This window comes from Roseisolibacter sp. H3M3-2, from assembly GCF_029211165.1.
Taxonomy (GTDB): domain Bacteria; phylum Gemmatimonadota; class Gemmatimonadetes; order Gemmatimonadales; family Gemmatimonadaceae; genus Roseisolibacter.
In genome coordinates this window covers 1-9,876 of record NZ_JARGEK010000165.1, presented here as the reverse complement: position 1 = coordinate 9,876, position 9,876 = coordinate 1, and the positions used below count along the sequence as shown (strand labels likewise).

The window sequence follows — 9,876 nt, the reverse complement described above, 5'->3', positions numbered from 1 at the left end:
TCACAGAACGACATGGCTACGATCCGACTTCGGCGGCGCCTCGTCGCGCCGTGACGGCGGGCGCGGCCCGGTGGGCGGCTTCGCCAGCCCGTTCGGCGGCGGCGCGGGTGCCGGCACGGCCGGCGGCGCCGGCGCCCAGAACCGCGGGCGCGGCGGGAAGAAGGGGAAGCGCGGCGCGGTCGACCAGCAGGCGGTCGCCGACAACATCTCGCGCACCCTGCAGGGGATGCGCGGCCCGGGCGGGCGCGGCGGCGGTCGCCGCGACGCGCGCGACGCCCGCGAGGAGATGGAGGCGCTCCGCGCGGCCAACGAGCAGCGCGAGCGCACCACCGTCCGCGTCAACGAGTTCATCACCGTCGCCGACCTGGCGCAGATCCTCAAGGTCTCGCCGATCCAGATCGTGGGCTTCGCGCTCAAGAACCTGGGGCTGATGGTGACCATCAACCAGCGGCTCGACTTCGACCAGATCGAGCTGATCGCGAGCGAGTTCGGCTTCCAGGCCGTCCGCGAGGACGAGTACCAGACCGGCACCGAGTCCGAGGTCGTCGAGGACACGGCGGAGGACCTGGTCTCGCGTCCGCCGGTCGTGACCATCATGGGTCACGTCGACCACGGCAAGACGTCGCTCCTCGACTACATCCGCAAGGCGAACGTCGTGGCCGGCGAGGCCGGCGGCATCACGCAGCACATCGGCGCGTACCACGTGTCGCTGCCGGGCGGCCGCCAGATCACCTTCCTCGACACCCCGGGCCACCAGGCGTTCACCGCCATGCGCGCCCGCGGCGCGCAGGTGACCGACATCGTCGTGCTGGTGGTCGCGGCCGACGACGGCCTGATGCCGCAGACGATCGAGGCCATCTCACACGCCCGCAACGCCGGCGTGCCGATGGTGATCGCGATCAACAAGATCGACCTGCCGCAGGCGAACGCCTCGCGCGTCAAGCAGGAGCTGCTGCAGCACAACGTCGTGCTGGAGGAGTTCGGCGGCAACGTGCTGGCCACCGAGATCTCCGCCAAGAAGGGGACCGGCGTCGGCGAGCTGCTCGAGCAGCTCGCGCTGCAGGCCGAGATCCTCGACCTGAAGGCGAACCCGGACAAGCGGGCGAGCGGCTCGGTCATCGAGGCGCAGCTCGACCCGGGCAAGGGGCCGGTCGCCACGGTGCTCGTGCGCGGCGGCACGCTCAAGGTCGGCGACGACTTCATCGTCGGGCAGTACTCCGGCCGCGTGCGCGCGCTGCTCGACGAGCGCGGCAAGCAGGTGAAGGCCGCGGGCCCGGCGATCCCGGTCCAGATCCTCGGCCTCACCGGCGTCCCGATGGCCGGCGACCAGCTCATCGTCGTCGAGGACGCGACGCAGGCCCGCGAGATCGCCCAGCGCCGCGAGCGGCTGGACCGCGAGGCCAAGTCGCGCCGCACGTCGAAGGGCGCGGTCACGCTCGAGGACTTCATGAAGGAGGCGGCGGCGGGCGAGCGCCGCACGCTCAAGCTCCTCATCAAGGCCGACCAGGGCGGTCCCGCCGAGGCGCTCGCCGACGCGCTCGGCCAGCTGTCGAACGACGAGGTGGTCGTCGACATCATCCAGCGCGGCGTCGGCGCGATCACCGAGGGCGACATCCTGCTCGCCAAGGCGGCCGGGTCGATCATCATCGGCTTCCACGTGCGCCCGGACACCAAGGCGCGCACGGCGGCCGAGCGCGAGGGCGTCGACATCAAGCTGTACCGCATCATCTACGAGGCCGTGAACGACGTGAAGGCGGCCCTCGAGGGGATGCTCAAGCCCGAGCAGCGCGAGGTCGTCCTCGGCGAGGCCGAGGTGCGCGAGGTGTTCAAGGTCCCGCGCATCGGCAGCATCGCCGGCTCGTACATCCGGAGCGGCTCGTTCCAGCGCGGCGCGCGCGTCCGCGTGGTCCGCGACGCGGTCGAGATCTACGACGGCAACCTCGGCTCGCTGCGCCGCTTCAAGGACGACGTGAAGGAGGTGAAGGAGGGCTTCGAGTGCGGCATCGGCGTCGAGAACTTCAACGACCTCAAGGTCGGCGACGTGATCGAGTGCTACCGCACCGAGGAGGTCGCGCGCACCCTCCAGTCGGGCGGCGCCAACTCCTGAACCGACGCCGCGCTCCGCGTCCGCTCCCGGCACGTCCCGGGGCGGGCGCGGAGCGCGGCGCTTTTTCTTCCCAGCCATGCCCTACGACAACCGCCGCCCCGACCGCGTGGCCGAGGCGATCCGCGAGGAGGTCGCCGGCTTCCTCGCCGACGGCGTCAAGGACCCGCGCGTGCGCGGCCTCGTGACCGTCACCGGCGTCGACGTCACGCGCGACCTGCGCCACGCCAAGATCTTCGTCAGCATCATGGGGAGCGACGCCGAGCGCGCCGAGACGCTCGAGGGGCTCGGCGCCGTCGCCGCGCACCTGCGCGGGCGCGTCGGCCGCGCGCTGCGCCTGCGCGTCGCCCCCGAGCTCTCCTTCAAGACCGACGCGAGCGTCGGCTACGCGGCCCGCATCGAGACGCTGCTCGAGGAGGTGCGCCGGGAGCGCGAGGGGCGCGGGCCCGACGACGCCCCCGACGCGCCCGAGTCCCCGAACGCGCCCGGCGCGGGCGCCCCGCCCGCCGATGCCTGAGGGACTGCTCCTCGTCGACAAGCCCGTCGGCGTCTCGTCGCACGACGTGGTGAACGCGGTGCGCCGCGCGGTCGGCGAGCGCCGCGTCGGCCACGCCGGCACGCTCGACCCGTTCGCGACCGGGCTGCTGGTCGTGCTGGCCGGCCGCGCGACGCGCCTCGTCCCGCACGTGAGCGGCGACCCGAAGGTCTACGACGCCACCATCCGCTTCGGCGCCGAGACCGAGACCGAGGACCACCTCGGCGCCACGACCGTCGAGGCGCCGCCGCCGACGCGCGACGCCGTCGCGGCCGCGCTCCCCGCGCTCACCGGGTGGCTCGACCAGGTGCCCCCCGCCTACTCGGCGAAGCGGGTCCAGGGAAAGCGCGCGTACGACCTGGCGCGCCGCGGGGACGTCGTGGAGCTCGCGCCCGCGCGCGTGCGCGTCGACGCCTTCGCGCTGCTCGCCTGGCGCGAGGGCGCGCCCGTCGAGGCCGACGTGCGCGTCACCTGCGGCGGCGGCACGTACGTCCGCTCGCTCGCCCGCGACCTCGGGCGCGCCGTGGGGAGCGCCGCGCACCTGAGCGCGCTGCGGCGCGTCCGCAGCGGCGCCTTCTCGGTCGACGACGCGGTGCCGCTCGACCGCGTCCGCGACGGCGACGTGGCGCTGCGCCCCGCGCTCGACGCCCTCCCCGAGCACCCGGTCCAGGCGCTCGACGCGACCGATGTCCGGCGCGTCCTCGGCGGCATCCAGGTCACCGCGACGGTCGACGGCGCGTGGGGGGCGCTGGTCGGCCCCGAGGGGGCGCTGGTCGCGCTCGCCGAGCGGGCGGGGGAGCGGTGGCAGCCGCGGGTGGTGATGCATGGCTGAGGCGCTGCGCCCGGCACCGGACGACGAGTCCTGGCTCCCGCCCGACGTCGCCGGGACGGTCGTCACCGTCGGCACCTTCGACGGCGTGCACCGCGGCCACCACGAGGTCCTGGCGCGGCTGGCGGGACGCGCCCGCGAGGCGGGGCTCAGCAGCCTCCTCGTCACGTTCGAGCCGCACCCCCTCGAGGTGGTCAACCCGGACGTGGCGCCGCACCTGCTCACTCCCGGGCGCGAGAAGCTGGCCGCGCTCGCCGAGAGCGGGATCGACTACGTGGCCGTCGTCCCGTTCACCCGCACGCTGGCGGGGTACGAGGCGGCCCAGTTCGTCGACCTCGTGCTCCGCGATCGGCTCCGGATGCGCGAGCTGTTCGTGGGCCACGACCACGGCTTCGGCCGCGGCCGGTCGGGGGACGCGCAGACGCTGCGCCGGATGGGCGCCGAGCGCGGCTTCCGCGTCGAGGTGATCGAGCCGGTGTCGCTGTCCGACGGGCACGCCGTGTCGTCCACCGCCATCCGGCGCGCCGTGGCCGGCGGCGACCTCGATCGGGCGGCGCTCGGCCTGGGGCGCCCGTACGGCGTCACCGGGCCGGTGGTGCAGGGGGAGGCGCGCGGGCGCCTGCTCGGCTACCCGACGCTGAACGTCGCCCTGGAGAGCCCGCGCAAGCTGCTGCCGCCCGAGGGGGTGTACGCCGTGCGGGTCCACACGCGCGGGGGCGACTTCGGCGGGATGTGCAACCTCGGCCCCCGCCCGACCTTCGGCGACGCCGCCCGCTCGTTGGAGGCGCACCTGTTCGACGCGGCCGGCGACTGGTACGACCAGACGGTCGGCGTCGACTTCGTGGCGCGGCTGCGGGACACCCAGCGGTTCGCCGGGGTAGAGGAGCTGACCGCGCAGCTCGGCCGCGACGCGCAGGCCGCGCGCCGGGCGCTCCAGCGCGCGCGCTGACGCGAGTCCGCCCCGCCGCGGGCGCGTTGACTCGGTGCTCCGGGGCCGGTAACCTTCGGAGTTTCCGCCGTTTCCGTACGGTCGGCCCCCTCCGCACGTCCCCCCACCTCACCCCTCCCCGGTCCGCAGGCGCATGTCGAACCTGAAGTACCGTCTGCTGCTCATCGGCGCCCTCCTGCTGGCGTCCGGCTGGGCGCTCTTCCCGCGCACCGTCGTGGAGCGCGTCAAGCGCAACGGCACCTTCGTGACCGACACCGTCAGGCGCGTCCCGCTCAAGCGCGGGCTGGACCTGCAGGGCGGGATGCAGCTCTCGCTCGACATCGACGAGAGCAAGGGGACGGTGGCCAACAAGGCCGACGCGCTCGACCGCGCCATCACCGTCATCCGCAATCGCATCGACGAGCTCGGCGTCAGCGAGCCCGTCGTGCAGAAGGTGGGCGACGACCGCATCATCGTGGAGCTCCCCGGCGTCGACGACCCGGAGCGCGCGCAGGCGGTGGTGCAGAAGGCGGCCTTCCTCGAGTTCCAGATCGCCGACGAGTCGCAGGCCCTCGAGCGCTCGCTGTCGCGCCTTGACGCCGTCGCCGCGCGGATCGCGCCGACCGTGGCCGCCGTCGCGACCGCCGACACCGGCGCCGCGGGCGGGCAGACGAAGGGGCTGACGTCGCTGTTCGGCGGCGACAGCGCCCGCCGCGACACCGCCCGCGCCGACAGCGCGGCCGCCGGCGCGCGCCTCGACTCGGCGGCCCGCCGGGCCGACCGCGCCGGCGCCCGCAAGGCGGCCGGCCTCTTCGCCCGCGCCATCCAGCAGGGGTCGCACCCCGGCCAGTACTTCGTGAGCGAGAGCGACTACAACCGCCTCCTCCCGCTGACGGAGCGCCCCGAGATCCAGAGCGCGCTCCCCCCGGGCAAGGTGATGCGCTGGGGCGCCGACTCGATCTTCAGCGGCGGGCAGACCTTCCGCCCGCTGTACGTGCTCGACTCGCGGCCGATCATCACCGGGCAGTACCTGACCGACGCCCGCCCGGCGAGCGACCCGACCGAGGGCAACATCGTCCAGTTCGAGCTGTCCCGCGAGGGCGGCCGCCGGTTCCAGAACGAGACCGGCCGCCACCTGCAGGACTACATGGCCATCGTGCTCGACCAGCGCGTGATCACCGCGCCGGTCATTCAGAGCGCGATCGGCAACCGCGGCCAGATCACCATGGGGAGCGGCGGGCTGCAGGCCGCGCAGGACCTGGCCATCGTGCTGAAGGCCGGCGCGCTGCCGGTGCCGCTCAAGGTCGCCGAGACGCGTGAGATCGGCGCCAGCCTGGGCGAGGACTCGATCCGCCAGGGGCTGACCGCCATGGGGATCGCCGTCCTGCTGGTGGTCGTCATCATGATCGGCTACTACCGCGTCTCCGGCGCGCTCGCGGTCGCCGCGCTCGCGCTCTTCGTGCTGTTCACCATGGCGATCCTGGCCGGCTTCAACGCCTCGCTGACCCTCCCCGGGCTGGCGGCGCTGGTGCTCTCGATCGGCATCGCGGTCGACGCGAACGTGCTGATCTTCGAGCGCATCCGCGAGGAGCTGGACCGCGGCAAGTCGGTGCGCCTCTCGGTCGACGAGGGCTTCCGCCACGCCCTCAGCGCCATCGTCGACACCTCCGTGGCGACGATCCTGACGGGCGCGGTGCTCTACCAGTACGGCACGGGGCCGGTGCGCGGCTTCGCCGTCACGCTCATCGCCGGCATCGCGGCGTCGCTGTTCACGGCGATCTTCGTGACGCGCACCTTCTTCCTCATCTGGATGTCGCGCAGCCCGCGCACCCAGACGGCCCTCAGCATCTGACCGCGGGACGCCCGACATGCTGCGCATCTTCCACAACACCACGTTCGACTTCATCAAGTGGTGGCGCTGGGCGGCCGGCCTCACCGCCGCCTTCATCGCCATCGGGCTCGCGTCGTACGCCGTCAACCCGTCGCTGAACTACAGCATCGAGTTCACCGGCGGCACGCTGATGCAGCTCGAGTTCCAGCAGGCGCCCGACCCGGCCGAGCTGCGCTCGACGGTCGGCACGGTCGCCGAGGGCGCCGAGATCCAGCAGTACGGCTCCCCGACCGAGTACACGGTGCGCGCCCAGGGGGCGACGGGCGTCGAGTCGGCCGACGCGGGCGCCGAGGGGGTGGGCCGCCGGATCGGCGCGGCGCTCCAGCAGAAGTACGGCGCGCAGGGCGTGCGCGTCGTCCGCACCGAGGCCGTCGGCGCCCGCGTCGGCGAGGAGCTGAGCCGCGGCGCCATCGTCGCCGTCCTGCTCGGATCCGTCCTGACGCTGATCTACCTGGCGATCCGCTTCGAGTGGCGCTTCGGCCTGGCCGCGGTGCTCGCCACCGGCCACGACATCCTCGTCACGGCCGCGTTCATCAAGCTGTTCCACATCGAGGTCAGCCTCACGGTCGTCGCCGCGATCCTGACGCTCCTCGGCTACTCGATGAACGACACGATCATCATCTTCGACCGCGTGCGCGAGGACCTGCGCCTGCGGCGGAAGGAGCCGCTGCGCGACACGCTGAACCGCGCGATCAACGAGACGCTCCCGCGCTCGGTGCTCACGCACGCCACGACGCTCGCCGCGACGCTCGCCCTGCTGCTGTTCGCCGGCGAGGTGATCCGCCCGTTCGCGGCCGTGATGGCGTTCGGCATCTTCGTCGCGACGTTCTCCTCGATCTACGTCGCCGGCCCGCTCCTCCTCTGGATCGAGCGCAAGTGGCCGCGCAGGACGATCGCCGGCACCGCGCCGCGCGGCACGGCGACCCCCGACCGCGGGGCCGTCCGTCCCGAGCAGCCCGTCGGCGCGCGCTGACCGCCGCCGCGCCCCGCTCGCCCGACTCCCCGCGGCCCGCCCGCGGGGAGTCGTCGCATCCGGCCCAGCCGTCGTGACCACCTTCTTCGACAGCCACGCCCACCTCGCCGACCCCGCCTTCGCGGGCGAGGCCGACGCCCTGGTCGCGCGCGCCCGCGACACGGGCGCCGCCGGCATCGTGTGCATCGGCGAGTCGCTGGCGGCCGCCGCGCGCGCGCGGGAGATCGCGGCGCGCCACCCGGGCTTCGTCGCCTTCACCGCCGGCGTCCACCCGCACGACGCGGCCGGCTTCGACCCGGCGCGCGACGTCCCGGCCATCCGCGAGGAGGTCCGCCTCGGCGCCGTCGCCGTCGGCGAGTGCGGGCTCGACTACCACTACGACCACTCGCCGCGCGAGCTGCAGCGCGCCGCCTTCGGCGCCCAGCTCGCCCTCGCCGGCGAGGTGGGGCGGCCCGTCGTCGTCCACACCCGCGAGGCCGAGGACGACACCCGCGCGATGGTCGTCGAGGCCGGGCGCGCCGGGGTGCTCGGCGTCCTGCACTGCTACACCGGCTCGCACGCGCTCGCCGAGGCGGCGCTCGAGGTCGGGTGGTACGTCTCGTTCAGCGGCATCGTCACCTTCAAGCGGTGGGACGACGACGCGCTCCTGCGCCTCGTCCCCGACGACCGCCTGCTCGCAGAGTCCGACGCGCCGTACCTGGCGCCGGTGCCGCACCGCGGCCGCCGCAACGAGCCGGCGTGGGTGAGCTTCACCGTCGCGCGCCTCGCCGCCGCGCGCGGGCGCGAGGCTGCCGAGGTGGGGGCGCTGGTCACCGCGAACGCGCGGCGCTTCTTCGGGCTACCGGGGGGCGGGGCGGGGGAGTAACCTCCCGGCGCTCCGCGCGACCCGCCACCCCCGACACCCGCCCGACCGATGACCGACCCGCGTCTCACCGTCGTCCACACCCCGCAGGCGCCGGCCGCGATCGGCCCCTACTCGCAGGCGGTGATCGCCAACGGGATGGTGTTCACCGCGGGGCAGATCGCGCTCGACCCGGCGACGATGCAGATCGTCGATGGCGACGTGGTGGCGCAGGCGGAGCAGGTGATGAAGAACCTCACCAACGTGCTGAGCGCGGCCGGCACGTCGTGGAAGTCGGTGATCAAGACCACGATCTTCCTCGCCGACATGGCCGACTTCCAGGCCGTGAACGAGGTCTACGCGCGCGCCCTCGGCGAGTCGCGCCCCGCCCGCTCGACCGTCGCCGTCGCGGGCCTCCCGCGCAACGTCCGCGTCGAGATCGAGGCCGTCGCCCTCGTCGGCTGACCGTCCCCCCGGTGTCGCACTCCCGCGAGGAGCTCTTCCGCCTGACGCAGTACGCGCGCTGCGCCGGCTGAGCGTCGAAGATGGGTCCGGGTGACCTGTCCGCAGCGCTCGCGCCGCTCCCGTTGCGCGCCGATCCGCGGCTGCTCGTCGGCCGCGAGACCTTCGACGACGCCGGCGTCTTCGCCGTCGCCGAGGACCTCGCGCTCGTGCAGACGTTGGACTTCTTCGCGCCCATCGTAGACGACCCCTACGCGTTCGGCCGCGTCGCCGCGGCCAACGCGCTGTCGGACGTCTACGCGATGGGCGGCGAGCCGCTCACCGCGCTCGCCATTGCCGCCTTCCCGGTCGACGCGCTCCCGCTCTCGGTCCTGACCGAGATCCTGCGCGGCGGCCAGGACGCGGTGCACGAGGCCGGGGCGCTCATCGTCGGCGGGCACACGGTCACCGACACCGAGATCAAGTACGGGCTCGCCGTGACCGGGCGCGCCGACCCGCGCCGTCTGCTCACCAACGCGGCGGCCGCGCCCGGCGACCGGCTGGTGCTCACCAAGCCGCTCGGCACGGGGCTGGTCGCGACGGCGGTGAAGCAGGGACGCGCGGTCGACGGCGCCGAGGCGGCGATGCTCGCGAGCATGACGCGCCTCAACCGCGACGCGTCGCGCGCGGCGCTCGCCGCCGGCGCGCGCTGCGCCACCGACGTGACCGGCTTCGGCCTCCTCGGCCACGCGTCGCACGTCGCCCGCGCGAGCGGCGTGGCGATCCGCATCGACGCAGGGTCGCTCCCCGTGCTCCCCGGCGCGCGCGAGGCGTTCGCGGCCGGCGCGCGTACCGGCGGCGCGAGGCGGAACGCGGACTTCGTGGCCCCCGTCACCGAGTGGGGCGACGCCGACGACTGGACGCGCGCGCTGTGCGTCGACCCGCAGACGTCGGGCGGGCTCCTCGTCGCCGTGCCCCCCGACCGGCTGGCCGAGTATCTTGCCCGGGTCGACGGGGCGGTCGCCGTCGGCGAGGTCGTCGCGCGCGGCGCGCCCGCCCTGCGGGTCGGCTAGGCGCGCGGCCTGCCGTGCGAGGGGGTGGATCGGGCCTGGTGGCTTGCCTGGTCTTCAAAACCAGTGGGTGGCGCCTCGCGTCACTGGTGGGTTCGATTCCCACACGCTCCCGCCACGGCCCGTCCCGACCCCAGCCCCGCGCCGTGACCCGCTTCGCCCTCGCCTTCCTCGTCGCGCTGCCGCTGGCGGCCGGCGCGCAGCGCGCGGCGCCGGCCGCGCCGGCGCGTCCGGGCGCGGCGCGCGCGGCGACCGACACCGCGC

At 74.5% G+C, this 9,876-nt stretch carries 9 protein-coding genes and 1 tRNA gene; all 10 read left to right on the top strand.

Annotation, left to right across the window (positions count from 1 at the left end):
- Window positions 1-2,107, top strand: a 2,107-nt coding sequence (gene infB / locus PYV61_RS14225; RefSeq protein WP_275832644.1) for a translation initiation factor IF-2, incomplete at its 5' end; no start/stop codon positions are given.
- 76 nt (window positions 2,108-2,183) lie between these two features.
- On the top strand, window positions 2,184-2,621 hold the full coding sequence (rbfA, locus tag PYV61_RS14220) for a 30S ribosome-binding factor RbfA (RefSeq protein WP_275832641.1): 438 nt from the start codon (window positions 2,184-2,186) through the stop codon (window positions 2,619-2,621).
- Window positions 2,614-3,471, top strand: a complete 858-nt coding sequence (gene truB / locus PYV61_RS14215; RefSeq protein WP_275832639.1) for a tRNA pseudouridine(55) synthase TruB — start codon at window positions 2,614-2,616, stop codon at window positions 3,469-3,471. Before rbfA ends, truB begins: the two co-directional genes overlap by 8 nt.
- Window positions 3,464-4,417: a bifunctional riboflavin kinase/FAD synthetase gene (locus PYV61_RS14210; protein WP_275832637.1), complete on the top strand. Its 954-nt coding sequence runs from the start codon at window positions 3,464-3,466 to the stop codon at window positions 4,415-4,417. Before truB ends, PYV61_RS14210 begins: the two co-directional genes overlap by 8 nt.
- A 133-nt stretch (window positions 4,418-4,550) precedes the next feature.
- Entirely contained in the window at window positions 4,551-6,248 is a 1,698-nt protein-coding gene (gene secD, locus PYV61_RS14205; protein ID WP_275832635.1) for a protein translocase subunit SecD, read from the top strand.
- 16 nt (window positions 6,249-6,264) lie between these two features.
- Window positions 6,265-7,260, top strand: coding sequence for a protein translocase subunit SecF (secF, locus tag PYV61_RS14200; protein WP_275832633.1), 996 nt, complete (start codon window positions 6,265-6,267; stop codon window positions 7,258-7,260).
- A 73-nt stretch (window positions 7,261-7,333) separates the two neighbouring features.
- Window positions 7,334-8,125 (top strand): TatD family hydrolase, encoded by a 792-nt coding sequence (locus tag PYV61_RS14195; protein ID WP_275832631.1) that lies wholly within the window; start codon window positions 7,334-7,336, stop codon window positions 8,123-8,125.
- 48 nt (window positions 8,126-8,173) lie between these two features.
- Window positions 8,174-8,566: a RidA family protein gene (locus PYV61_RS14190; RefSeq protein ID WP_275832630.1), complete on the top strand. Its 393-nt coding sequence runs from the start codon at window positions 8,174-8,176 to the stop codon at window positions 8,564-8,566.
- Between the two features lie 11 nt (window positions 8,567-8,577).
- A complete protein-coding gene (selD, locus tag PYV61_RS14185) occupies window positions 8,578-9,615 on the top strand; it encodes a selenide, water dikinase SelD (RefSeq protein WP_275832627.1) in 1,038 nt (345 codons plus the stop codon).
- A 20-nt stretch (window positions 9,616-9,635) separates the two neighbouring features.
- Window positions 9,636-9,730, top strand: a tRNA-Sec gene (locus PYV61_RS14180).
- Window positions 9,731-9,876 lie beyond the last annotated feature (146 nt).

Excerpts from the sequence above, each read along its gene's own strand:
- rbfA (WP_275832641.1), top strand. The coding sequence starts at position 2,184 with ATGCCCTACGACAACCGCCGCCCCGACCGCGTGGCCGAGGCGATCCGC.
- truB (WP_275832639.1), top strand. The coding sequence starts at position 2,614 with ATGCCTGAGGGACTGCTCCTCGTCGACAAGCCCGTCGGCGTCTCGTCG.
- PYV61_RS14210 (WP_275832637.1), top strand. The coding sequence starts at position 3,464 with ATGGCTGAGGCGCTGCGCCCGGCACCGGACGACGAGTCCTGGCTCCCG.
- secD (WP_275832635.1), top strand. The coding sequence starts at position 4,551 with ATGTCGAACCTGAAGTACCGTCTGCTGCTCATCGGCGCCCTCCTGCTG.
- secF (WP_275832633.1), top strand. The coding sequence starts at position 6,265 with ATGCTGCGCATCTTCCACAACACCACGTTCGACTTCATCAAGTGGTGG.
- PYV61_RS14190 (WP_275832630.1), top strand. The coding sequence starts at position 8,174 with ATGACCGACCCGCGTCTCACCGTCGTCCACACCCCGCAGGCGCCGGCC.